A 24648-nucleotide genomic window follows, 5' to 3' on the forward strand; every position below is an offset into this window, starting at 1 on the left:
AGAAACATCCCCATGCGTACACCGTGCAGAGGCCAACGCCGCTCATCCTTCCCACCGTGCCGACATGCCAAGCAGGGGCTCGAACAGCCATTCGAACAGACGACGCCGTTCGCCCATGATGTCCGCTTCCAGCGGCATGCCCGGGCGCAGCGGCTCGGGCTTGCCGTAGGCCACGACGTGTTGCCGGGCCAGGCTGACGGTGATCCGGTAGGCGACCTCGCCGCCGCGGCCGGCCGCATCGTCGGGCAACGCGCTCAGGCTGATCCGTTCCACACGGCCGCGCTGGTGCCCGAACTTCTGGTAGGGAAACGCACGGTAGCGCAGCAGCACGTCATCGCCGGGCGCGATGAAGCCGATCACGCGACTGGGAACACGCAGCTCCGCTTCCAGCCGCCCGTCACCGGGCAACAGCACCAGCAGCGGCTGGTTGGCACGCACCGCCTGGCCGGGCTTGACCAGATGTATCCCCACCGTCCCGGCGACCGCAGCCTTCACCAGCCGTCCATCGGCGGCATCGGCCTGCAGGCGCTCCTGCTCCAGCCGCGCCTGCGCACGCGCATGCCCGGCGTCGTTGGCCCGTGCCTGCGCCGGCATCTCGTCCAGCTCCTGCTGCAGGCGCGCGATCAGCCGCCGTGCACCGCTGGCCTGTCGCTGCAGCGATCGCCACTGCGCGGTATGGTCCAGCAGCGCGGCTTCCTGCTGCTGCAGTTGCAGCTGCCCCACGTATCGCCCTTCTTCAAGCCGGCGCAGGCGCTGCAGCCTGTCGGCGGCGGTGCGGATCTGCTGCTGGCGGACCTGCACCTCGGCCTGGACCAGTTGCAGTTCGTCACGGGCGCGGCGCAGGCGTCGGATCAAGCCCTGCCGCTGCGCCTGCATGCGCCCGTGCCCGGCCAGGCGCTCCTCCTCCAGCCCGCGTTCGCGCTCGCGCAGGTGCGCATCGATGGCGCCCTGTGCATCACCGACGTCCACCGTCGCGCGTGACATGCTCACCAGCGCAAGGCTACCGCCCGCGCGGACGCGCCCGCCTTCGGCCACGTTCAACCAGGCCACCACGCCATCGGCCGGAGCGGTCACGGTCAGCATGCCCTGCACCGGGACCAGTTGGCCCTCGACGGTGGAGCGGCAGGTGTAGCTGGCCGAGCACAGGAAAACCAGCACGGCGATGGCGGCGATCATCGCCAGGCCGGCGAGCCCGCCCAGGCGCAACGCCGGTGACGTCCCCGCGCTGGCCGGCATGCGGTCCGGCGGCACCTTCGACGTGACCTCCCTGCATGATGATTGCGGCATGGCTGCCCCCCCGGAAAGCGAGGCGCGAATGTGTCGAAGCGGAGGCCTTCGTTCAAGGCCTTCGCAGGGTCATTCGCACTGGCACCAGACGCCCATCGCCCATGGCACCGGGGACGCGGGCTGGGCGTCAGCCGCGCTGACCCGAAAAGTCAGACTTTCTGACGAAAACCCACTTTTCCTTGCATTGTCTCAATTTCTCACACTTGTTCGCACATTGTATCCCGCTTGCGATATAGTCGCCGGGCACTCACGCAGCAACCTCATGGAGGAGAACCTGGATGCCCAACCAACTGGCTAATCGCATTCGCCGTGCCCGTCGCAGAAAGGGCATGACCCAGGCCGAGCTGGCCGCCCTGCTCAAGGTCAGCCGCAGCGCGGTGGGCAACTGGGAGAGCCCCACCGGGATCATGCCGTGCACTACCCGCATGATCACCATCGCCCTGGTCACCGATGTTTCCTTCGAATGGCTGGCCACCGGCCGTACCGGGCTCGAGGCCGTCCCGGCGAGCCCGCCTCCGGCCGGCATGGAGCTGGTCGACGACCCGCACGAACGCCGCCTGCTGGTGGGCTATCGCACCAGCCGCGCCGCCACCCGCAAGCTGGTCCTGCAGATCGTGGAAGGCCAGCGCGCCTCGCCGCTCTGACCGCCGGGGCCAGCCAGGCTGGCCCCACCTTCCCACGGAAACGAAGAAAGCCGGCTTGCGCCGGCCTTCTTCGTTGCATCCGGACCCCGCCATCAACCGGCGCGGTCGGCTTCCATCTGCTTGCGGATCTGCGCGTCCACGGCCGCGATCGCGGTCATGTTCAGCACGCGGCGCGAACTGGCGCTGCTGGTCAGGATGTGCACCGGCTTGGAGATGCCCATCAGGATCGGGCCGATCGCCACGCCATTGGTGAACACGCGCACCAGGTTGTAGGCGATGTTGGCCGCTTCCAGGTTGGGCAGCACGAACAGGTTGGCACGGCCCTTGAGCGTGCTGTTGGGCAGCAGCTTCTCGCGCAGCGCCTCGTCCCAGGCCGTGTCGCCCTGCATCTCGCCGTCCACGTTCAGGCGCGGGTTGCGCTTGAGCAGCTGCTCGCGCACCTGGCGCATCTTCAGCGCGTCCTTGGAATCATGGCTGCCGAAGTTGGAGTGCGACAGCAGCGCGATCTTCGGCTCGATGCCGAACAGCTTCATGCGGTAGGCCGCCTGCAGCGTGGATTCGACGATCTGGTCGACGCTGGGGTCTTCCTGCACGTGGGTATCCACGAAGAAGAACACGCCCTGCGAGTTGATCACGCCGGTCATCGCCGAGGTCGAGCTGACCCGCTGTTCCAGCGGGATCACGCTGCGCACGTAGCCCAGCTTCTTGTGGAAGCGGCCGACCAGGCCGGACAGCATCGCGTCGGCCTCACCACGGGCCACCATCACCGCCGCGATCAGGGTCGGGCGCGAACGCATCAGGTTCTTGGCGGCGGCCACGGTGACGCCCTTGCGGCCGGTCATCTCGTGGTAGTACTGCCAGTACTCGTTGAAGCGCGGGTCGTCGTTGATGTTGGTGATCTCCACGTCCACGCCCGGCTTCATGCGCAGGCCCAGGCGTTCGATGCGCGACTCGATCACTTCCGGGCGGCCGATCAGGATCGGCGCGGCGACGCCTTCGTCGATCACGTTCTGCACCGCCTGTAGCACCACTTCTTCCTCGCCCTCGGCGTAGACCACGCGCTGCTTGTCCGAACGGGCACGGTCGTAGACCGGCTTCATGAACAGGCTGGTGCGGTAGACGAACTGGGCCAGCTTCTCGCGGTAGGCCGCCATGTCGGCGATCGGGCGCGTGGCCACGCCCGAATCCATCGCTGCCTGGGCCACCGCCGAGGACAGCTCGACCAGCAGGCGGCGGTCGAACGGGCGCGGGATCACGTAGTCACGGCCGAAGCTGGGGGTGTCACCACCGTAGGCAGCGCCCATGTCGGACGCCTCCTTGCGGGCCAGCGCGGCGATGGCGCGCACGCAGGCCACCTTCATTTCCTCGTTGATGCCGGTGGCGCCGACGTCCAGCGCGCCGCGGAACAGGTACGGGAAGCACAGCGCGTTGTTGACCTGGTTCGGGTAGTCCGAACGGCCGGTGCCCATGATCACGTCCGGGCGCACCGCCTTGGCGTCCTCCGGCAGGATCTCCGGGTACGGGTTGGCCAGCGCGAAGATGACCGGGTTCGGCGCCATGGTGGCGACCATTTCCGGCTTCAGGATGCCGCCGGCCGACAGGCCCAGGAAGATGTCCGCGCCGTCGACGATCTCGGCCAGCGTGCGCTTGTCGGTGTCGCGGGCGTAGCGCGCCTTTTCCGGGTCCAGGTCGGTGCGGCCGGTGTGGATCACGCCTTCGCGGTCGTAGGCCAGGATGTTCTCCGGCTTCAGGCCCAGCTGTACCAGCATGTTGACGCAGGAGATGCCGGCCGCGCCCATGCCGGTGGTGGCCAGCTTGACGTCCTCGATCTTCTTGCCGGTGATGCACATGGCGTTGAGCACGGCGGCGCCGACGATGATCGCGGTGCCGTGCTGGTCGTCGTGGAACACCGGGATGTTCATGCGCTCGCGCAGCTTGCGCTCGACGATGAAGCACTCCGGCGCCTTGATGTCTTCCAGGTTGATGCCGCCGAAGGTCGGCTCCAGCGAGGCGATGATGTCGACCAGCTTGTCCGGGTCGTTCTCGTCCACTTCGATGTCGAACACATCGATGCCGGCGAACTTCTGGAACAGCACGCCCTTGCCTTCCATCACCGGCTTGCCGGCCAGCGGGCCGATGTTGCCCAGGCCCAGCACCGCGGTGCCGTTGCTGATCACCGCGACCAGGTTGCCGCGTGCGGTCAGTTCGCTTGCCTGCGAGGGGTCGGCAACGATGGCTTCACAGGCATGCGCCACGCCCGGCGAGTAGGCCAATGACAGATCCCGCTGGGTCAGCATCGGCTTGGTCGCCACCACCTTGATCTTGCCCGGCGGGGACATGCGGTGGTAATCGAGGGCGGCCTGTTTGAAATCTTCGTTGGACATCGATCTGTTCGGCATGAATGGGCAGAAGGGACTCGGGATGATACCGCGTTGCGCTGTCTGGACCTGTCGCGCAGCTGTCACTGGTCATGCTGCAACCGCACAATCCGGAGGCGTCCGGTGGACATGATCCGAGCATTGCGGGTCGCTGCAATGACAACAGGTGGATCGGGAAAGCACACGCAGGGCCATACCCTGTCCCGGGCAGGCCCCGCGCCACGCGTTGGCAGGCTTGCTCAGCGCACCGCGACCTCGCCCACCGGTTCGGGCGTGGCGCCATCGAGCACCTGGGCAAGGCGTTCGCTGTCCAGTGCGCCCTCCCAGCGCGAGACCACCACGGTTGCGACGGCATTTCCGAGGAAATTGGTCAAGGAACGGCATTCGCTCATGAACCGGTCCACGCCCAGGATCAGCGCCATGCCGGCCACCGGCACTTCCGGCACCACGGCCAGGGTGGCCGCCAGGGTGATGAAGCCGGCGCCGGTCACGCCCGCCGCACCCTTGGAACTGAGCATGGCGACCAGCAGCAGCATGATCTGGTGGCCCAGGGTCAGCTCGGTGTTGGTGGCCTGGGCGATGAACAACGCGGCCAGGGTCATGTAGATGTTGGTGCCATCCAGGTTGAACGAATAGCCGGTCGGCACCACCAGGCCCACCACCGACTTGCTGCAGCCGGCCCGCTCCATCTTCTCCATCAGCGAGGGCAGCGCCGATTCGGATGAGGACGTGCCCAGCACCAGCAGCAGCTCAGCCTTGAGGTAACGGGCCAGCTTGATCACCGAGAAACCGCACATCCGGGCCACCGTGCCCAGGATGACCACCACGAACAGCAGCGCGGTCAGGTAGAACGAGCCCACCAGCCAGGCCAGGTTGACCAGCGAGCCGATGCCGTACTTGCCGATGGTGAAGGCAATCGCGCCGAACGCGCCGATCGGTGCGGCCTTCATCAGCAGGTGCACCAGCTTGAACACCGGTGCGGTCAGCGCTTCGAGCAGGTTGAGCACCGGGCGGCCCTTCTGCCCGACCATCGCCAGCGAGATGCCGAACAGCACCGCCACGAACAGCACCTGCAGGATGTTGTCGCCGACGAACGGGCTGAGCAGGGTCTTGGGGATGATGTCCATCGCAAAGCCGACCAGGGTCAGCTCATGCGACTTGGCCACGTAGTTGTTGACCTCGGTCTGGTCCAGGTCGGCCGGGTTGATGTTCATGCCGGCGCCGGGCTGCACCACGTGCGCCACCACCATGCCCACCACCAGCGCCAGGGTGGAGAAGAACAGGAAGTAGACCATCGCCTTGGCGAACACCCGGCCGACGCTGCGCAGGTGGGTCATGCCGGCGATGCCGGTGACGATGGTCAGGAAGATCACCGGGGCGATGATCATCTTCACCAGCTTGATGAAGGCATCGCCCAGCGGCTTGAGCTGTGCGCCCCAGGCCGGCTCGAAATGTCCGAGCAGCACGCCCAGGGTGATGGCGACCAGCACCTGGAAGTACAGCTGGCGGTACAGCGGGGTGCGACCACCCGGGACCGCGACGACATCGGTGGAAACGTGCATGCGACACCTCGAAGGAGAACGGCTTCGAGCGGTGTTGTACGCGCGGGCGGCGGGCACGCCGATAACGCATTGGTACTAGCTAATCCATTGGTATTAGGCCGCTTTTCCCTACTGGCGACGTTCCGGCACCCGCCTCGACCGCACCCTGTGTACCAATCCCAATGGCCACGGGCACTTGCCGCACGTTCCCGCCCGACGCCCCTGCCGGATGGACCAGCGGCCGCGCGTCAACGTCGCAGATTCCGCGCTGGAGAAACCCGCCGGTCTGCGTGACCATCCGCGCATGCCCTTCCTGCGCCGCCCACGACGACGTATCCACACCTGGCTGCTGCTGGCCGGCCTGGCCGTGCTCGTCGCCCTGGTCAGCCTGGCGGTGATGCGCCACCTGGAGCGACGCAGCCTGCAGGCCGACGCGGCGCAGGCGCGCGAACAGCTGCGCCTGAAGGCCGATGCGATGCAGGCGCTGATCGAACGCTACGGCGTGTTGCCGGCGGTGCTGGCGCTGGACCCCGACATCCGCGCCGCATTGCTGCGGCCGGACGCCCCGGCCGGCGTCTTCGATTCGCTCAACCACAAGCTGGAAGCGGTCAATGGCGCGGCCACCACCTCGACGCTGACCCTGCTCGATCGCAACGGGCTGGCCGTGGCCGCCAGCAACTGGCGCATCCCCGGGTCCAGCAACGTCGGCAACAACTACCGCTTCCGCCCCTATTTCCAGCGCGCCATGCAGGAAGGCAGCGGCACCTTCTACGCCGAGGGCGTGACCACCGCGGTGCCCGGCTACTTCCTGTCCGAGGCAGTCCGCGACGCCCAGGGCGTGCCGGTCGGGGTGGTCGTGGTCAAGGTGGTGCTGCGTCCGCTGGAAGCCAGTTGGGGCGAGATGCCCGAGACCGTGTTCGCCAACGACGGCAATGGCGTGATCTTCCTGTCCAGCCGCCCCACGTGGCGCTACCGGGTGCTGCACCAGCTCGATGCCGCCATCCGTGGCCGGCTGGCCAACACCCGCCAGTACGGGCCAGTGCCGCGCGAGCAGTTGGAGTACCGCCTGATCGAGGACCTCGGCGACGGCGTGCGCCGGGTGCGCCTGCCCGACGCCGGCGACGTCATCTGGATTTCGCAGCCGCTGCCACGCCAGGGCTGGACCCTGAACCTGCTGCGCGCCAGCCACGACAGCCTGGCCACCGCGCGCACCCAGGCCGCGCTGATCGGCGCCGGCCTGCTCGCGCTGGCACTGCTCGGCTTCGTGCTGTGGCAACGCCGCCGGCTTGCCCAGCTGCGCGAGCGCAGCCGCGTCGAGCTCGAACGCATGGTCAAGCACCACGCACAGGAACTGCGCACCGCCCAGGATGGCCTGGTACAGGCCGCGCACGCCGCCGACTACGGCGAAAGCCAGAGCCTGCAGCACCTGCCGCAGGGCGTGTGCGTGGTGGACGCCCAGCTCAACCTGGTGGCGTGGAACCGCCGCTATGTCGAGCTGTTCCGCTTCCCGCCCGGCTTCATCCACGTCGGCCGGCCGATCGCCGATGTCTTCCTGTTCAACGCGCGCCGTGGCCTGCTCGGTCCCGGCCCCATCGACGAGGCCATCGAACGCCGGCTCAACCACCTGCGCTCGGGCAAGCCGCACATGCATGAGCGCGAACGCAGCGATGGCAGCGTCATCGAGATCCGCGGAAACCCACTGCCGGACGGCGGCTTCGTCACCAGCTACGCCGACATCACCGCCTACAAGAACGCCGCGCGCGACCTGCGCTCGCTCGCCGATGCACTGACCCAGCGCGTGGACGAGCGTACCCGTGACCTGGCCGGCGCCAAGCGCGAGGCCGAGGATGCCAACCGCTCCAAGACCCGTTTCGTCGCCGCGGCCGTGCACGACCTGCTGCAGCCACTCAATGCCGCGCGCATGTTCCTGTCGGCGCTGCGCGGACGCCTGCCCGACGAGGGCACGCGCCAGATCGCCGAACACATCGACAGTGCATTGACCGCGCAGGACGGCATCCTCAACAGCCTGCTGGACATCTCGCGGCTGGAGTCCGGCGCGCTGGAAACCCGGATCCAGGACTTCGCGCTGGACCCGCTGCTGGATGCCCTGGCCAAGGAATTCGGCATCCTGGCCAGCGCGCGCGGGCTGCGGCTGGACTACGTCCGCACCCACGCGGTGGTGCGCTCGGACCGCGCCCTGCTGCGCCGCGTGCTGCAGAACTTCCTGTCCAACGCCATCCGCTACACCCCGCGCGGGCGCATCGTGCTGGGCTGCCGCCGCGAAGGTGAGCGCATCCGCATCGAGGTGCACGACAGCGGCCCGGGTATCGCCGAAGCCCGCCACCGGGAAATCTTCGAGGAATTCCACCGGCTGGACGGCAACGACGCCAGCGAGCGCGGCACCGGGCTGGGCCTGGCCATCGTCGAGCGCATCGCACGCCTGCTCGACCACCCGATCCGGCTGCGTTCGGTGCTGGAGCACGGCAGTGTGTTCGCGGTCAGCGTGCCACGCGGCGAACATGCCGGCACCGCCCTGCCCGCTCCCGTCACCGCGGCCGAGGAGCTGCGGGGTGACTCATTGCTGGACGGCTGCCGGGTCTGGTGCGTGGACGACGACCCGCTGGTCAGCCGCGCCACCCGCGTGCTGCTGGAGCGCTGGGGCTGCCAGGTACTGATGGCCGGCAATGCCGACGAGGCACTGGCCCGCGCCGCGCCGGGCAACGCGCCGGACCTGCTGTTGCTGGACGTGCGCATGGGGCCGCTCAGCGGCCCGGCGCTGCTGCCGCTGCTGCAGCAGCGCTGGCAGCAGGCCCCGGCGGTGATCCTGTACACCGCCGAACAGGACCCGGCGCTACGTGCACTCGCCCGCGAGAACGGCTGGCACTTCCTGTCCAAGCAGGCGCGCACCTCGGCGCTGCGCGCCCTGCTGACCCACGCCTGCCAGCGCGCACGCTGAGTCGGTGCTCGTTGCTCAGGCGCCCGCGTCGGGCAGGCCGGGGTCGCCTTCCGGCTCCAGCGCCTTGACCAGCAACGCCGCCTGCGTGCGGCTGTTGCATTCGAGCTTCTTCAAGATCGCGGTGACATGCACCTTGACCGTGTTCTCGGCCAATCCCAGCTCGTAGGCGATCTGCTTGTTGAGCAGGCCATCGGCCACGCATACCAGCACCCGGAATTGCTGCGGGGTCAGCCGGGCCAGGCGCGCGGCCAGCAACGCATCGCGCTCGGAGCGCTCGGCCGCCAGCGGCGGGAAGCAGGTGTCACCGGCCATCACCGCGGTGACCGCGTTGCGGATGGCCTCCACCGGCGCCGACTTGGGAATGAAGCCGACCGCACCGAACTGCTGCGCGCGCCGGATCACCCGCGGGTGGTCGTTGGAGGAAATGATGATGACCGGGATGTCCGGGCGCTCGCCGCGCAACCACACCAGCGAGGAGAAGCCGCGTGCCCCGGGCATGCTCAGGTCGAGCAGCACCAGGTCCACCTCCGGGTGCTCGTCCAGCGCCTGGGTCAGGGCCGAGGCGCTGGCCACCTCCAGCGTCTGCCCGACCGCCACGCCATCGCGCAGCGCATGCAGCACCGCCGCGCGGAACAGCGGGTGATCATCGGCGACGAGGACCTTGACCAGGTTCATGCCGCCAGTGTGGCACGCACCCCGGCCGCTCGCCCTACTACCAATGCGTTATTGGCCGCCACGGCCAGGTTGCTATGGTCCGCCTCCCGACCCGGTATCCCCACAGGCACAGCCAGCCCATGCAACGCTCCCGCATCCTGTTGTTGTCCGCCCTGTTGCTGCCGGCCCTCGCACCGGCCGCGCATGCCAGTGATGATGTCAGCATCAAGTTCAGCGGCCGCCTGTACTACGACGTGGCGCGCTTCGACAACGATGACCGCGGCAGCCGCGAGCGTGACAACGATGACTTGCGTGCCGCGTGGCTGGCCGCCTCGGGCAGTTTCCACGGCGTCGACTACAAGTTGGAGGGCGACTTCGCCGGCCACCGCCCGGTGGCGCGCGATGTCTACCTGGCGCGCCGCTTCGGCACCACCACGGTGACGGTGGGCCAGTTCAAGCAGTTCTTCACCCTGGACGACCGCGCCAGCGCCAACCACATCCCGACGCTCGAGCGCAGCTACCTGGCGCAGACGCTGGCCCCGACCTACCGGCTCGGCGTGGGCGCAAACGGTTACCGGGACGGCCTGTTCTGGAGCGGCAGCGCCTACAGCCTGGAAAGCATCGACGCCTGGAAGGTGAAGGGCCGCGGCCTGGGCGGGCGCGCCGGCTACGTGCCGTGGAGCGAGCCTGGCCACGTCCTGCACCTGGCCGCCGCGGTCGCCCGCGAGGACTACGACAATCCCGGCCGCAGCGGCGCGGCGGCCCTGCGCGTGCAGCCGCGCGTGGCCGGCTACTTCGGTGACAACAGCCGCCTGTTGCTGCTCGACTTCCGCAACGGCCGCGACGTGCAGGTCGACAAGTACGGGCTGGAGGCCGCCGGCGTTCACCAGGCCTGGTCCTGGCAGGCCGAGTACGGCGCCGCCCACTACGACGACGGCCAGCAGAAGGCCAGGGTCCGCTCCGGCTACGTGCAGGGCAGCTGGCTGTTGACCGGCGAACCACGCAGCTACGACGCCCGCACCGGCCGCTTCGTGCAGCTCAAGCCTGCCCGGGAGGGCGGCGCCTGGGAGCTGGTGGCACGCTATGACCACATCCAGGGCGAGCAATGGCCCCAGACCCGCCGCGACCTGTCTGCCGATGCCTGGACCGTGGGCGTGAACTGGTATGCGGTCAAGCACCTGCGGGTGATGGTGGACTGGACCGACACCCGCCGCCGTGATGAACTGGCCGCGCGCACCCTGGACCACACCGGCGTGCTCGCCGGGCGCGTGCAGCTGGACTTCTGAGCCACGGCCGTCGCCCGTACACTGCCGCAAAGAAAATAATTTTCACACAACCCTTCCTGTGATACACAATAGGCCGCCGCGAATCAGGCGCGCCAGCACGGGGAAAGGACGTTGTCCAAAGAAAATTACTTTCATTCCGAAGCACCCCTGGAAGGCAAGGGCCTGCCTGCCGGAGGTCCGTGGACACCGGCGGGCCTCGCCGCACGGGGCGCCTCGATCCTGGATGAGGACGTCAGCCTGCCCGCAGCGGTGCTGAGCGAACCGGCGCTGCGGCACAACCTGGAATGGATGCGCCGCTTCTGCCTGGCCTATGGCTGCCAGCTGGCGCCGCACGGCAAGACCACGATGAGCCCGGCCCTGTTCCGGATGCAGCTCGACGCCGGTGCGTGGGGCATCACCCTGGCCACCGCCGCGCAGACCGCCAGCGCCTACGCGCACGGCGTGCGCCGCGTGCTGATGGCCAACCAGCTGGTCGGCCGCGGCAACTTCGACCTGATTGCGCAGCTGCAGGCGCAGGACCCGGACTTCTGGTATGCCTGCGTGGTCGATTCGGCCGACAACGTGGCCGCACTCGGCCGCTATTTCCGCCAACGCGGGCAGACCCTCAAGGTGTTGCTGGAAATCGGCATGGCCGGTGGCCGCACCGGTGTGCGCGACCCGGCCCAGGCGCAGGCGGTGCTGGACGAGATCCGCCGCTGGCCCGATGCGGTGGCGCTGGTCGGCGTGGAGGTCTACGAAGGCGTGGCCAAGGACGAGGCGGGCGTACGCGCCCTGCTGCAACGCAGCCTGGCGCAGTGGCAGGCGATCCAGGCAGACGCCGGTTTCGCGGCCAGCCCGGCCCTGCTCAGTGGCGCCGGCTCGGCCTGGTTCGACGTGGTGGCCGAGGAGTTCTCGGCGCTGTCCGGCCGCCCCGACGCGCAGGTGGTCCTGCGCCCGGGCTGCTACCTGAGCCATGACGTGGGCATCTACCAGCAGGCAATCACCCGCATCCAGGCCAGCAACCCGGTGGCGCGCGACATCGGCAGCAGCCTGCAGCCGGCGCTGCGGCTGTGGGCCTGCGTGCAGTCACGCCCCGAACCCACCCGCGCGATCATCGCGCTGGGCAAGCGCGATGCCGCCTTCGATGCCGGCTTCCCGGTCCCCGCCCTGCGCCACCGCCCCGGCGACACCGCGCCCGGCGCCGCCGCCGTGCATTGGCGGATCAGCGCGATGATGGACCAGCACGCCTTCCTCGACGTGCAGGCCGACGACGACCTGCGCGTGGGCGACCTGCTCTGCTTCGACATCTCCCATCCGTGCCTGACCTTCGACAAGTGGCGCCACCTGCTGGTGGTCGATGACGCGCAGCGCGTCGTCGGCGCCGTTTCCACGCAGTTCTGAGTGCCGCCACGGGGGAGCTTGCCTGCATGACCGCTGGAAACCTGCTGTTGCTCTACGCCGGCCTGTCGATCCTGGCACTGATCGTGCTGATCGCCCGCTTCCGGCTCAATCCCTTCATCAGCGTCACCCTGGTTTCGGTAGGCCTGGCCCTGCTGGCCGGCATGCCGGCCCCGGAGATCCTGCCCGCCTACGAACAGGGCGTGGGCAAGACGCTGGGGCATATCGCGCTGATCGTGGCGCTGGGCACCATGCTCGGCAAGATGATGGCCGAGTCCGGCGGCGCCGAACGCATCGCGCGCACGCTGATCGCCCGCTTCGGCCCGAAGAACGTGCACTGGGCGATGATGCTGATCGCCTTCTGCATCGGCCTGCCGATCTTCTTCGAGGTCGGTTTCGTGCTGCTGATCCCGATCGCGCTCAACGTCGCCCGCCGCACCGGCGTGCCGCTGCTGCTGGTCGGCCTGCCGATGGTGGCCGGGCTGTCGGTGGTGCACGGGCTGGTGCCGCCGCATCCGGCCGCGATGCTGGCCGTGCATGCCTACGGCGCCGACGTCGGCCGCACCGTGTTCTATGCACTGCTGGTCGGCCTGCCCACCGCGGCACTGGCCGGTCCGGTGTTTGCCAGGTTCGTTGCGCCACGGGTAACGCTGCCCGCGCACAATCCGATGGAAGCGGCACTGCTGGACGAAGGCCACAGCCGCATCCCCGATGACCAGCTGCCCGGCTTCGGCATCACCCTGGCCACGCTGCTGCTGCCGGTGCTGCTGATGCTGCTCGGCGGCTGGGCCGACCAGATCGCCACGCCCGGCTCGCCGCTCAACCACGGCCTGCGCTTCATCGGCCACTCGGTGGTGGCGCTGCTGCTGGCCACCTTGATGAGCTTCATCACCCTAGGCCTGCTGCGCGGCTTCAACCGCGACCAGATCCTGAAGTTCTCGCAGGAGTGCCTGGCCCCGACCGCGGCGATCACGCTGCTGGTCGGCGCCGGCGGTGGCCTCAACGGCATCCTGGTCCACACCGGCGTGGCCAGCGAGATCATCGGCCTGTCACAGCGCTTTGACCTGTCCCCGCTGTTGATGGGCTGGACCATGGCCGCGCTGATGCGCATCGCCACCGGCTCGGCCACGGTCGCCATGACCACGGCATCCGGCATCGTCGCCCCGATCGCCGCGGCGATGGGCTACGCCCATCCGGAACTGCTGGTGCTGGCCACCGGCGCCGGCTCGGTGGTGCTGTCACACGTCAACGACGGCGGCTTCTGGCTGGTCAAGGAATACTTCAACATGAGCGTGGCCCAGACCTTCAAGACCTGGACCGTGCTTGAAACCCTCATCTCCGTCACCGCGCTGCTGCTGGTGATGGCTCTCTCCATGGTGCTTTGAACCATGTCCCAGAACACCTTCGACATCGTCTACGAACTGCGCCAGCGGCTGCATGAGTTCAGCCCGGTGGAAGCCCGCATCGCCAACGCCATCCTCGCCGACGTCGATGCCGCCGCGCAGTACGGCGTCAGCGAACTGGCCGAACGCGCCGAAGTCAGCGCCGCGGCCATCTCACGCTTCGCCAAGGCGCTGGGCTGCGAACACGTGCGCGAACTGCGCGCGCGACTGGCCTCGGCCAGCGCGGTCGGCAAGCGCTTCCTCGAACAGCAGAACGCACCACCGGTGTCGGCGCTGTACGCGCAGATCTGCGACGACATCCAGGAAAGCCTGCGCCACAACATCGCCAACCTGAAGGAAGACGTGGTGCAGGCGCTGGCCGATGCGCTGTGCAGCGCGCGCATGATCCACATCTTCGGCCTGGGCGGCTGTTCCACCGTGTTCGCGCAGGAGCTGCAGAGCCGGCTGGTGCGCTTCGGCCGGCCGGTGTCGGCGTGCAGCGATGCGCTGATGATGAAGATCATCGCCGCCACGCTCGGCCCGGACGACCTGGTCCTGGCCCTGTCGGTCAGCGGCATCACCCCGGAAATCGTCTCGGCGGTGGACATCGCGCGTACCTATGGCGCGCGCGTGGGCGCCATCACCCAGGCCGACACCGCGCTGGCCGAACGCAGCGACTGGCTGCTGCCGATCCAGATCGAGGAGACCGATTTCGTGTTCAAGCCCTCGGCATCGCGCTACGCGATGATGCTGGCCATCGACGTGTTGTCCACCACCACCGCGCTCAATGGCGCCAATGCCAACCACGAGCACCTGCGCCGCATCAAGCTGGCGCTGGACCGCCACCGTGGCGGCGACTCGCGCCTGCCGCTGGGTGATTGATCCATGCACGACGTACTGATCCGCAACGCGCTGGTCCTGGATGGCAGCGACACCGCCGGCGTCCACGCCGACCTGGCCATCCGTGATGGCCGCATCGCCGCCATCGGCCAGCTCGATGCCCCGGCCCGCGAGGTGATCGACGCGCAGGGGCTGGCGCTGGCGCCCGGCTTCATCGACGTGCACACCCACGACGACCTGGAAGTGATCCGCAACCCGGACATGCGCAGCAAGCTGTCGCAGGGCGTGACCACCGTGGTGGTCGGCAACTGCGGCATCAGCGCCAGCCCGGTGCGCATCCACGGCGAGGTGCCGGACCCGATGAACCTGCTCGGCGAGGCCGACGATTTCCGTTACGCCGATTTCGCCAGCTACCGCGATGCCGTGCAGCACGCCCGGCCGGCGGTCAACGTGGCCGCACTGGTCGGCCACACCGCGCTGCGCCAGAACCACATGGACCGGCTGGACCGTGCCGCCAGCGCCGCCGAGATCAGCGCCATGCGCGCACAGCTGCGCGAAAGCCTAGCGCAGGGCGCACTGGGCCTGAGCAGTGGCCTGGCTTATGCCTCCGCCTTCGATGCCCCCTCCGCCGAAGTGGCCGAGCTGGCCGCCGAGCTGCCGGCCGGCGGCCTGTATGCGACCCATCTGCGCGATGAGTTCGCCGGCATCCTGGCCGCGATGGAAGAAGCCTTCGACGCGGCGCGGGCACCGCAGGCCGGCGTGCGCGTGTCGCACCTCAAGTGTGCCGGCATCGACAACTGGGGCCGCAGCCACCAGGTGCTCGATTCCCTGCAGTCCGCCTCGGCCACGCAGGATGTCGCCTGCGACTGCTATCCCTATGCGGCCAGCGCCTCGACGCTGGACCTGAAGCAGGTCACCGACGCCTACGACATCCTGATCACCTGGTCCGAGGCCGAGCCCGGCCAGGGCGGACGCCTGCTCGCCGAGATCGCGGCCGACTGGAACCTGTCGCTGATGGACGCCGCGATCCGCCTGCAGCCGGCCGGCGCGGTCTACCACTGCATGGACGAGGCCGACGTACGCCGCATCCTGGCCCACCCGCTGACCATGATCGGCTCCGACGGCCTGCCGCGCGATCCCCGCCCGCACCCGCGCCTGTGGGGCACGTTCCCGCGCGTGCTCGGCCACTACGCGCGCGACGAACAGCTGTTCCCGCTGCATACCGCCGTGCACAAGATGACCGGCCTGCCCGCCTCGCGCTTCGCGATGGGCGCGCGTGGCCAGCTGCGTACCGGCTGGTGGGCCGACCTGGTGCTGTTCGACCCGGCCCGCATCCGCGACACCGCCAGCTTCCACGACCCGATCCGCGCGGCCGAAGGCATCGCCGCGGTCTGGGTCAACGGCCAGCTGGCCTACGACGGCCGGCAGGTCGTCGCCCGGCCGGGCCGCTTCATCCGCCCCGAGCCGGCGCCGGCCCCCTGATTGCAATCCAACCGAGGAACCCCCCATGAGTGACATCACACGCTATGGCGCCGAAGGCGGCGTCGGCCAGGGCAAGCAGCACATGCCGTTCTCGCGCGCGGTCCAGGCCGATGGCTGGCTGTACGTGTCCGGGCAGGTGCCGATGCGCAACGGCGAACTGGTCGGCGGCACCGTCACCGAACAGGCCCACGTGGCCATCGGTAACGTGCTGGAGATCCTGGCCGAGGCCGGCTATGGCCCCGAGCACGTGGTCCGCTGCGGCGTCTGGCTGGACGATGCCCGCGACTTCTACGCCTTCAACGGCGTGTTCAAGCACTACTTCGGCGAGCACCCGCCCGCCCGCGCCTGCGTGGAGAACCGCATGGTGGTGGACTGCAAGGTGGAAGTGGACTGCGTGGCCTACAAGCGCCCGCAACGCTGAATCCGCTGCCCGTACCGGTATACACGCCGGCACGGAAGGGACCAGTGCCATCGGGCCCGGGTTGATCTTGGCCGCCAGTCACGACAAAGTCGCGGATTGTCTGGTTGAGGGGCCTGCCCATGATCCATCTTGATGCCGTACAGACGGTGGCCTTCGCGGGCCTGACGCTGTTCGCGGGATATGCGCTGTGCCGCGTCATCCCCTTCTTCCGCCGCTACAACCTGCCTGAACCGGTGGTTGGCGGCCTGCTGGTCGCGTTGGCGGTGTGGTGGGCCCATGGACAACAGACCACGCTCTTCGAGCTGGACACCACGCTCAAGACACCGCTGATGGTGGCCTTCTTCACCACCCTGGGCATCAATGCCAGCGTGCGCCTGCTGCGCGTCAGCGGCAAGCAGGTGATGTTGTTCCTGCTGATCGGCAGCGTGTTCGCGGTGCTGCAGAACCTGATCGGCATCAGCGTGGCCAAACTGTTCGGCCTGAACCCGATGTTCGGCGTGCTGGCCGGCTCGGCCACGCTGACCGGTGGCCCGGCCACCGGCCTGGCGTTCGCGCCCCTGTTCGAGAAGGCAGGCCTGGCCGGTGCCGAGAGCCTGGCGGTCACCGCCGCGATGGCCGGCATCATCTGCGGCGGCCTGGTGGGTGGCCCGGTGATCACCGTGCTGATGCAACGCTTCAAGGTGCAGCACCCGAACAAGAAGGTCACCGAAGCCGAGCAGCTGGCCGAGGAATCGGTGGTGGTGCGCTACCCCAGTGAATCGGCCCGCGAGTTCGACGCACTCAAGAGCATCGTCGTGCTGCTGATGGCGATGTGGCTGGGCGTCTGGGTCGGCAAGGGCTTCGAAGGCATCGGCCTGACCCTGCCCACCTACATCGGCGCGATGCTGGTCGGCGCGGTGATCCGCAACGTGGACGACTACACCGGCTGGGTCAAGCTGTCGGTGCCGACCACCGACCTGATCGGCAACATCTGCCTTGCGCTGTTCCTGGCCATCGCCCTGATGGACCTGAAGCTGTGGGAACTGGCCGGCATGGGCCTGCCTCTGCTGGTCAACCTGGTCATCCAGGTGGCCGTGGTCGCGTTGTTCGCGGTGCCGATCTACTGGCTGATGGGCCGCGACTACGACGCGGCGGTGATGGGCGGCGGCTTCATCGGCTTCATGCTCGGCACCACCGCCAACGCGATGGCGGTGATGCGCCGCCTGGCCCAGCGCTATGGCCCGGCACCGCGTGCATTCCTGGTGGCACCGCTGGTGGGCGCGTTCTTCATCGACTTCATCAACGCGCTGATCATCACCGGCTTCCTGAACTTCTGGCCGCACTGAGCGGCCGGTTCCGTGCGCCACACCCGTGCCCATGGGCGCGAGTTGGCGCGACAATGGCCAACTCCGCCCACCGCGTGCGTTTCCCCCGATGACCGCATCCGCTGCCCCCCTTGCCACCGGCCATGACCTGATCATCATCGGTGCCGGCGTGGTTGGCCTGGCCAGTGCCTACGCCGCTGCACGGCGCGGCGCATCGGTGTTGCTGGTGGACCGCAACGCCGGTCCTGCGCTGGGCACGTCCTTCGCCAACGGCGCGCAGCTGAGCTACGTCTACACCGACGCGATGGCCGGCCCGACCACGTGGGGGCAGCTGCCGCAGATGGCCTTCGGCCGCAACGGCGCATTCCGCACGCACTGGTCGGCGGACCTGGACTTCGTGCGCTGGGGCCTGTCGTTCCTGCGCCAGGCCAATGCCGGTGCACTGCGCCGCAATACACTGGCCACGCTGGAACTGGCGCTGGAATCGCGCCAGGCCATGCAGGCCTTGCTGCAACGCCATCCCATCGCCTTCGAACACGTCGTCTCCGGCAAGCTGCACCTGTATCCCAGCAGCGAGGGTGTGCAGGGCGCGGCCGGCATGATCGCGCTGAAGCAGCCCTACGGCGTGCACCAGCGGCTGGTCGATGCCGAGGAGGCACGCCGCATCGAACCGGCGCTGCACGGCGCGCCGTGGCTGGCCGGCGCGGTGTACTCGCCCGAGGAGGAAGCCGGCGACCCCTACCTGTTCAGTACCGGATTGCTGGACATCCTCACCGGCCAGTATCCGGTGCAGGCCGCGTTCGACTTCGACACCCGCGCCCTGCAGCGCCGCGACGGCCAATGGCAGCTGCAGGCCGCCGACGGGCGCCGGGCGCAGGCACCACGCGTGCTGGTCTGCGCCGGCATCGACAGCGCGCGCCTGCTGCGGCCCGCCGGCATGCGCGTGCCGGTGATGGCGATCAAGGGGTACTCGTTCACCGCGCCCTGCGGGGCCAACGCGCCGCAGGTCAGCATCACCGACACCAAGCGCAAGCTGGTGTTTTGCCGGCTGGGCGAGCGCATCCGCGTGGCCGGCCTGGCCGACCTCAACGACTGGGACCCGACGCCCGATCCGACCCGCATGGCGCAACTGGTCGCCATGGCCCAGGCCTCGTTGCCGGAAGCGGCGGACTACACACGCATCGAAAGCCGCTGGGCGGGCCTGCGCCCGGTCACGCCGTGGACCTCGCCGATCATCCGCAACCTCGGCGACGGGCTGGGCTGCAACATCGGCCACGGCATGCTCGGCTGGACCCTTGCGATGGGCAGCGGCGAACGCGCGGTCAGCCAACTGCTCGGCGCGCCCTGAGCCGCGTCAGCGTTCGCCGATCTGGTCCATGCGGATGCGGTTGGCGAACAGCGAGAACGCCAGCGCGCCGGCCAGGCCATTGGCGCGGGTGATCCAGTGCGGCAGCCAGCGCGGCGGTGCCAGCACCCCGGCCTCGAACAGCGGCGCCAGTGCCTGCGCGTCACCCAGCGTCATCTTGCCGGCGAACAGCCAGCGGCAGACCTGAAGCTTTTCCTCGCGCAGCATCTGCCGGAAGAAGGTATGCACCGAGACCAGGCCACGCAGGTACACCGTGTCCTTGGTGAAGGCCGCGCCCCCGCCGGTAGGCACGCCACGGAACACGCGCTGGGCCGAGGAGAAACTCTCCTCGGCGGTCTGCCCGGCCTGGCGGAAATACTCGAACACCTGGATGAAGTCCGCGCCGTCGCGCGCCATCGCGATCGCCTCGATGCGCAGGCTGATGCGCTTGAGCCGCTGGATGTCGATGCTGCCGGTGATCTGCTCGGCGAACGTGGCCAGGCCTTCCTGGGTGGTGGTGATGCGCGGCGAGGACAACGCCAGGCTCGGCAGCACCGCCTGCTCGCGGCCGTTGAGCGCGGTCAGCGAATGCACCAGCGCTTCATGGTGGAACAGCTGCGCGCGGTCATAGGCGCTGAAGCAGGCACTGGTGCGCACGCGGATGCGGGTGGCGCCGGCGGCGGCCTTGGCGATCAGCGCCGGGTCCAGTTCGACGCTGATCACCCGCCCGCCGAAGAAGTCGTCCAGGTCCCCCTGCAGCTGCAACTGCAGCGCGATGGACGACACCGGCACCTGCTCCTCGGGGGCAAGCAGTTCGTGGTCCAGCTCCTGCGCGATCTGGATGAAGTGCTGTGCCGCCTCGCGCGTGGTCGGGCCGTTGCCGGGCATCGGCTGCTCGGGCACGCCGAACAGTTCGGTGGAGTAGCGGTCCACCTCCGGCGTTCCCAGCGCTTCGAGCAGGCGCGCGGCCAGGTCCCAGCTGCGCGCGGAGTCCTGCACGTAGGCACCGAGCGGGTGGCTCCCATCACACTGGCCCAGGATCGCGTCCAGCTCGCGCCGTGCATCACTGAAATCCAGCCGGGGGTAGGCCACCTGCGGCAGCTCGGGCCGGCCACGCGCCACGCTCTGCAGGAACGGCGCCTGCGTCGATGCCGGCCAGCTGGTCAGGCCGAGCAGGCGGATGCCGCGCACGGCCTCCACCATGCGCGCGTCCAGTGCCGCGTGGTGGGTGATGGCCGGGTCGTGGTTGCGGATGGTCTTGCCCATGGTTGCCTCGAACATTGCCCCGTCACCGGCCGCGACGCTCAGCGCCGCTTGCCCTTGCCGACCGGGCGCCACTGCGCGCCACGGCCGCTGTTCCTGCGCTCGCTGGCCTGCTCGGCCTGGCGCTGCGCCAGCTTGGCCGCGGCGATGGCCACTTCCTCGCGCAGCTTGAAGTAGTTCAGCACCCGGCTCTCTTCGATCTCGCCGTTCTCGATCGCCTCGCGCACCGCGCAGCCAGGTTCCTGCTGGTGCGCGCAATCGCGGAAACGGCACTGCGTGGTCAGCGCCTCGATGTCGGCGAAGCCGCCCTCGGAAAGCATTTCCTCGCCGGTGGGCTTCAACTCGCGCATGCCTGGGGTGTCGATCAGGCAGGCGCCGGTCGGCAGCGGCATCAGCGCACGGTGCGTGGTGGTGTGGCGGCCGCGCGAATCGTTCTCGCGCACGCTGTTGGTCTTCATCCGGTCTTCGCCCAGCAACGTGTTTGTGAGCGTGGATTTGCCGGCGCCGGACGAGCCCACCAGCACCACGGTGTTGCCCGGCTGCAGCCAGGGCTCCAGCGCGGCCACGCTGGCCGGGTCCTTGCCGTTGATCGCCAGCAGCGGGATCTGCTGGGCGGCCAGGTCTTCCAGCACGGCCAGCGCGTCTTCGCTGTACTCGGTCTGGTCGGCCTTGGTCAGCACCACCACCGGTGCCGCGCCACCCCCGCCCACCAGCAACAGGTAGCGCTCGATGCGGCGCGGGTTGAAGTCCGCATCCAGCCCGCAGACGATGAACACCGTGTCGATGTTGGCCGCGATCACCTGCTGGTGGTAATGCTCGCCGGCCGCGCCGCGCTTGATCGAGGTGCGCCGCGGCAGCAGCGCGACGATGCGGATGCCGTCCAGCAGCACCCAGTCGCCCACCGCCGCGCGCTCGTGGCTGGGGAAGCGCGGCCGCTGCCATTCCGGCGGCGATTCGGTCTTCAGGCTGTGCTCCGGCGCGTCGGCCACCACGTAGCCGGAACGATGCTGTTCGATCACCCGCCCCGGCCGGGCCTGGGGGTGCGCGGCGAAAGCGGCCTGCCAGGCCGGGTCCTCGGGAGCGCCGGGCCAGGGCCAGCCGATGCTGCGGAGCGGGGTGAAATCGAAGGCTTCTGTCATCGAGCAATTCTACAAGGCCAGAGCGACCGCTCCCGGACCCGCCCCTTCCGTTGCGCTGGAAGATAGGGGGAACGGCGACGGCCACGGCCAGAGCGCCCCCTCCCCGGCCGTCCCCTTCCGCTGCGCTGCAAGGGTGGGGGAAGCCCTTCGGAACGGTTGCGGCACGGGGCGTTGGTTCGCATTGGAACCTTCGCCCCGCAACGCAACAATTCCGCTACCATGCAGGCTCCATGCCCTTGATGGCCCTGCAGAAATGTCAAGCCCCGCCAAACCGCTCGCCACCCGTGAACGCCTGTCCGAAGTCCGCTACGAGATCCGTGGTGAGCTGGCCCGGCGAGCCCGCGAGCTGGAGGCCCAGGGCCGCAAGCTGATCAAGCTCAACATCGGCAACCCCGGCAACTTCGGGTTCCGTGCGCCGGCGCACCTGCAGCACGCCATCGCCGACGACATGGGCCGCACCGACCCGTACACCCACCAGCAGGGCCTGCCGGTGGCACGCGAGGCGATCGCCGCCGCCTATGCCCGCCGTGGCGCCCCCGATGCGGTGGCCGACCGGGTGTTCCTGGGCAACGGCGTGTCCGAGCTGATCGACCTGTCGCTGCGCGCCCTGCTCAACCCGGGCGACGAAGTGCTGGTGCCCTCGCCCGACTACCCGCTGTGGTCGGCGGCCACCATCCTCAATGACGGCCGCCCGGTCTACTACCGCTGCAAGCCGGAGAACGGCTTCCTGCCCGACCCGGTGGAGATCGAGACGCTGGTGTCCTCGCGCACCCGCGCCATCGTGCTGATCAACCCGAACAACCCGGCCGGCGCCAGCTACCCGCGCGAGCTGCTGGAAAAGATCGTCGCCATCGCCCGCAAGCACAACCTGCTGCTGATGGTGGACGAGATCTACGACCAGATCCTCTACGACGGCGCGCAGTTCCAGCCGGTCGCACCGCTGGCCGGTGACCACCCGTGCCTGACCTTCAGTGGCCTGAGCAAGGTGCACCGCGCCTGCGGTTGGCGCGTGGGCTGGATGCTGCTGTCCGGCGCCGCCGAGCGCCTGGGGGAGTTCCGTGCCGCGCTGGACCTGCTCAGCGCGCTGCGCCTGTGCGCCAACGTGCCCGGCCAGTACGCCATCGAGGCCGCGGTCAACGGCCCGGACACCATCACCGAGCTGTGCTCGCCCGGTGGCCGCCTGTACGAGACCCGTCGTGCGGTGATCGACGCCTGCGCCGCCAGCGAGCACCTGTCACTGGTCGCGCCGTCCGGCGCGCTGTATGCGTTCCCGGCGGTGGTCGGCCCGGCCGCGCAGGGCTTCGACGACCACGATTTCGCCCTGCAGCTGATGGAGGAGGAAGGCGTGCTGGTGGTGCCCGGCTCCAGCTTCAACGTGCCCTACCGCAACCACTTCCGCGTGACCCTGCTGCCGGAGGCCGGCGTGATGCGCGAGGTATTCGGCCGCATCGACAAGCTGCTGGCCCGCCGTGCCGAAGCGGTGACCAAGGTGGTCCCGTTGAAGGGCCGCGCCGCCGTCGCTCGCGCAGGGTGAGCCGCGTGAGCGGAATCCCCGGGACCAGCATCGAATCGGCCGCACCGCGCTATCTCGCGCTGGGCGATTCCTACACCATCGGCGAAGGCGTGCCGACCGAAGGCACCTGGCCGTTCCAGTTGGCCGCCGCGCTGCGCGCGGACGGCATCGCGCTGGCCGACCCGGAGGTGATCGCCACCACCGGCTGGACCACCGACGAGCTGGCCACGGCCATCGATACCGCCGCGCCGCAGGGCCCGTATGCCCTGGTCAGCCTGCTGATCGGGGTCAACAACCAGTACCGCGGCCGCCCGCTGGCCGAGTACCGGCAGCAGTTCGAGCAATTGCTGCAGCGCGCGATCGCGCTGGCCGACGAGAATCCGGCGCGGGTGCTGGTGCTGTCCACGCCGGACTGGGGCTTCACCCCTTATGCGCAGCACAACGGCCGCGACGCGGCGCAGGTCGCCCGCGAGATCGACGACTTCAACGCCGCCGCGCATGCCTGTTGCGGCGATTACGGCGTGGCCTTCGTCGACATCACCCCGGCCAGCCGCGACGGCGGCGCGGAACCGGCGATGCTGGCGGACGACGGGCTGCATCCTTCCGCGCGGATGTACCGGCGCTGGATGGAACAGGCCCTGCCGGTGGCCAGCGCACTGCTCAAGGCGCCCCCCGCCGCGTGACCGGGCACGGTGCCAAGGTAGCCCTGTCGGCCGAGGATGCCCGCGCCATCGCCCGCGCCTTCGCCCCCGTCAGGCCCTGGGGCAACCGCTGGGACTACTACTACACGCTCTCCAAGTTGCGCAGCGACCCGTTGTATCCCGGCGTGCTGGACGCCCTGCGCGGCACCCGCGCGCCGGTGCTGGACATGGGCTGCGGGCTGGGCCTGCTGGCCCACGCATTGCGCCGTGACGGCCAGCACCTGCCCTATCACGGCGTGGACAACGACGCGGCCAAGGTCGACCGCGGCCGTGACGTAGCCGCGCGCAGCGGCCTGGACGCCACCTGCTTCGAACGGATGGACCTGGCCACCACCTTGCCCGAGCACCGCGGCAGCGTGGCCATCCTCGACGTGCTGCAGTACCTGCCGGCCGCGGCCCAGGCCCACCTGCTGCAACGTGCCGCGGCCATGCTCGATGACGACAGCCGGCTGGTGATGCGCATGGCGCTGGCCGACCACACCCGGCGCGGACGGATCTCGCGGCTGGGCGACCGCGCCGCCCACCTGATCGGCTGGATGCAGTTCCGCCCCCGCCACTACCCCGACGCCGACAGCCTGCAGGCACAACTGCAGCAGGCCGGGCTGTCGGTGCGCATCACCCCCCTGTACGGGCGTACCCCGTTCAACAACTGGCTGGTGGTGGCGCAACGCAGTTGAGGCACGACTCAGCCGTTTGCGCCGATAATCGCCCAATTCCATTCCTGCCGCCCGACCGGGCCGGCACACCAACGAGATCCACGTGAAGAGAACCTACCGCCTCGACATCGAAGGCAAGCATCCCGACCGCCTGCTGGAAGCCAGCAAGCACGACATCCGCAAGTACATCAAGCGCGAGCGCGGCAAGACCCTGCCCGCCGGTGCCGATGTCTGGGAGTTCGACAGCAAGGCCGGCGTCGACGAAGCCAGCGCCGAGCCGGTGGAATTCGGCACCCTGATCCGCGCGGTGGACGCACTGGTGGCCGCCGGCAACACGCAGTTCTACGTCGAGGTGGTCAGCAAGCCCGGCAAGCGCACCCCGCGCCCGAAGCCCGAGCCGACCCCGGAAACCTCGCCGGAAAGCGATTTCGAGGATTGAAACCGGTCGTGCCGGGCCCTGCCCGGCAACGCCCCGGCGG

At 69.1% G+C, this 24648-nt stretch carries 20 protein-coding genes; 14 read left to right on the forward strand and 6 right to left on the reverse strand.

Annotated elements, in window-relative coordinates:
- Positions 1 to 42: 42 nt before the first annotated feature.
- Entirely contained in the window at positions 43 to 1287 is a 1245-nt protein-coding gene (locus AC06FE_RS08255; protein WP_478072765.1) for an HlyD family secretion protein, read from the reverse strand.
- Positions 1288 to 1565: 278 nt separating this feature from the next.
- On the opposite strand from AC06FE_RS08255, the gene AC06FE_RS08260 reads away from it, so the two are divergent.
- Positions 1566 to 1931: a helix-turn-helix transcriptional regulator gene (locus AC06FE_RS08260; RefSeq protein ID WP_132865560.1), complete on the forward strand. Its 366-nt coding sequence runs from the start codon at positions 1566 to 1568 to the stop codon at positions 1929 to 1931.
- 92 nt (positions 1932 to 2023) lie between these two features.
- Here AC06FE_RS08260 and AC06FE_RS08265 read toward each other — a convergent pair whose 3' ends face one another.
- Together AC06FE_RS08265 and AC06FE_RS08270 are read right to left on the reverse strand one after the other, a co-directional pair.
- Positions 2024 to 4315, reverse strand: a complete 2292-nt coding sequence (locus tag AC06FE_RS08265; protein WP_132865561.1) for an NADP-dependent malic enzyme — start codon at positions 4313 to 4315, stop codon at positions 2024 to 2026.
- A gap of 233 nt (positions 4316 to 4548) precedes the next feature.
- The gene (locus tag AC06FE_RS08270; RefSeq protein WP_132865562.1) at positions 4549 to 5871 is read right to left on the reverse strand and encodes a dicarboxylate/amino acid:cation symporter; all 1323 of its coding nucleotides are present in this window, start codon (positions 5869 to 5871) and stop codon (positions 4549 to 4551) included.
- Between the two features lie 283 nt (positions 5872 to 6154).
- Here AC06FE_RS08270 and AC06FE_RS08275 point away from each other — a divergent pair, with 283 nt between their 5' ends.
- A complete protein-coding gene (locus tag AC06FE_RS08275; RefSeq protein WP_478072886.1) occupies positions 6155 to 8806 on the forward strand; it encodes a hybrid sensor histidine kinase/response regulator in 2652 nt (883 codons plus the stop codon).
- A 15-nt stretch (positions 8807 to 8821) separates the two neighbouring features.
- Here AC06FE_RS08275 and AC06FE_RS08280 read toward each other — a convergent pair whose 3' ends face one another.
- Positions 8822 to 9481: a response regulator gene (locus AC06FE_RS08280; protein ID WP_478072766.1), complete on the reverse strand. Its 660-nt coding sequence runs from the start codon at positions 9479 to 9481 to the stop codon at positions 8822 to 8824.
- A 119-nt stretch (positions 9482 to 9600) separates the two neighbouring features.
- Between AC06FE_RS08280 and AC06FE_RS08285 the strand changes: the two genes are divergently transcribed.
- From AC06FE_RS08285 to AC06FE_RS08320, 8 genes are all read left to right on the forward strand, one after another.
- Entirely contained in the window at positions 9601 to 10746 is a 1146-nt protein-coding gene (locus tag AC06FE_RS08285) for an OprO/OprP family phosphate-selective porin (protein ID WP_478072767.1), read from the forward strand.
- 111 nt (positions 10747 to 10857) lie between these two features.
- Positions 10858 to 12126, forward strand: a complete 1269-nt coding sequence (locus AC06FE_RS08290) for an amino acid deaminase (protein WP_478072768.1) — start codon at positions 10858 to 10860, stop codon at positions 12124 to 12126.
- A gap of 26 nt (positions 12127 to 12152) precedes the next feature.
- Positions 12153 to 13508 carry a GntT/GntP/DsdX family permease gene (locus AC06FE_RS08295; protein WP_132865567.1) on the forward strand — a complete coding sequence of 452 codons (1356 nt, stop codon included), beginning with the start codon at positions 12153 to 12155 and terminating at the stop codon, positions 13506 to 13508.
- A gap of 3 nt (positions 13509 to 13511) precedes the next feature.
- Positions 13512 to 14387, forward strand: a complete 876-nt coding sequence (locus tag AC06FE_RS08300; protein WP_132865568.1) for a MurR/RpiR family transcriptional regulator — start codon at positions 13512 to 13514, stop codon at positions 14385 to 14387.
- A gap of 3 nt (positions 14388 to 14390) precedes the next feature.
- Positions 14391 to 15827, forward strand: coding sequence for an N-acyl-D-amino-acid deacylase family protein (locus tag AC06FE_RS08305; protein ID WP_478072769.1), 1437 nt, complete (start codon positions 14391 to 14393; stop codon positions 15825 to 15827).
- A gap of 25 nt (positions 15828 to 15852) precedes the next feature.
- Positions 15853 to 16248, forward strand: coding sequence for a RidA family protein (locus AC06FE_RS08310; RefSeq protein WP_192287605.1), 396 nt, complete (start codon positions 15853 to 15855; stop codon positions 16246 to 16248).
- A gap of 119 nt (positions 16249 to 16367) precedes the next feature.
- Entirely contained in the window at positions 16368 to 17573 is a 1206-nt protein-coding gene (gene gltS, locus AC06FE_RS08315; protein WP_192287606.1) for a sodium/glutamate symporter, read from the forward strand.
- Positions 17574 to 17661: 88 nt separating this feature from the next.
- Positions 17662 to 18900: an FAD-dependent oxidoreductase gene (locus AC06FE_RS08320; protein WP_478072770.1), complete on the forward strand. Its 1239-nt coding sequence runs from the start codon at positions 17662 to 17664 to the stop codon at positions 18898 to 18900.
- A gap of 6 nt (positions 18901 to 18906) precedes the next feature.
- On the opposite strand, the gene AC06FE_RS08325 is transcribed toward AC06FE_RS08320, so the two are convergent.
- A complete protein-coding gene (locus tag AC06FE_RS08325) occupies positions 18907 to 20178 on the reverse strand; it encodes a flavohemoglobin expression-modulating QEGLA motif protein (RefSeq protein WP_225591809.1) in 1272 nt (423 codons plus the stop codon).
- 23 nt (positions 20179 to 20201) lie between these two features.
- A complete protein-coding gene (rsgA, locus tag AC06FE_RS08330) occupies positions 20202 to 21299 on the reverse strand; it encodes a ribosome small subunit-dependent GTPase A (protein WP_192287608.1) in 1098 nt (365 codons plus the stop codon).
- Positions 21300 to 21552: 253 nt separating this feature from the next.
- Between rsgA and AC06FE_RS08335 the strand changes: the two genes are divergently transcribed.
- The 4 genes from AC06FE_RS08335 (at position 21553) to AC06FE_RS08350 (ending at position 24608) form a co-directional block, all read left to right on the forward strand.
- Positions 21553 to 22833, forward strand: a complete 1281-nt coding sequence (locus AC06FE_RS08335) for a pyridoxal phosphate-dependent aminotransferase (RefSeq protein WP_192287609.1) — start codon at positions 21553 to 21555, stop codon at positions 22831 to 22833.
- Between the two features lie 14 nt (positions 22834 to 22847).
- On the forward strand, positions 22848 to 23495 hold the full coding sequence (locus AC06FE_RS08340; RefSeq protein ID WP_313252594.1) for an SGNH/GDSL hydrolase family protein: 648 nt from the start codon (positions 22848 to 22850) through the stop codon (positions 23493 to 23495).
- Positions 23496 to 23518: 23 nt separating this feature from the next.
- Complete coding sequence (locus tag AC06FE_RS08345) at positions 23519 to 24190, forward strand: class I SAM-dependent methyltransferase (RefSeq protein WP_192287931.1); 672 nt, start codon at positions 23519 to 23521, stop codon at positions 24188 to 24190.
- Positions 24191 to 24272: 82 nt separating this feature from the next.
- Positions 24273 to 24608, forward strand: coding sequence for a DUF6172 family protein (locus tag AC06FE_RS08350; RefSeq protein WP_192287611.1), 336 nt, complete (start codon positions 24273 to 24275; stop codon positions 24606 to 24608).
- Positions 24609 to 24648 lie beyond the last annotated feature (40 nt).

The organism is Stenotrophomonas sp. Steno-C18 (genome assembly GCF_056393195.1).